Source organism: Adlercreutzia sp. DFI.6.23 (genome assembly GCF_024462535.1).
Lineage (GTDB): Bacteria > Actinomycetota > Coriobacteriia > Coriobacteriales > Eggerthellaceae > Adlercreutzia > Adlercreutzia rubneri.
This window is the reverse complement of sequence record NZ_JANGBP010000822.1, coordinates 1-287: the sequence shown is the minus strand read 5'-3', so window position 1 is coordinate 287 and position 287 is coordinate 1. Positions and strand designations below refer to the sequence as shown.

The window sequence follows — 287 nt, the reverse complement described above, 5'->3', positions numbered from 1 at the left end:
GGGTGGAAGAGCCCGTTAAAAGCCACGCGCCGCGCAGCCCCCGCTTGCGATCCACGGCATGGCGAACGGTGTTCCAGATGGCCGGTGCAAGTTGCCACTCATCAATGACGTGGGGCTGCTCGCCTGCAAGCATCGCCTGAGGGTCGGATTGGGCTAGGGCCGGGGCGTCGTCGACGTAGCTGACGCTTTCGCCGTGGCGACAGGCCGTCCAGGTTTTCCCGCACCATTTCGTTCCGGCCACTTCCACCGCCCCGAAAATCTCAAGGTAGCGGCGCACTTGGTCGTCG

1 pseudogene is annotated in these 287 nt (G+C 64.8%); it reads right to left on the bottom strand.

From position 1 onward, the window contains the following. Positions 1-287: pseudogene (locus NE591_RS15600) on the bottom strand (AAA family ATPase); the annotation flags it as partial.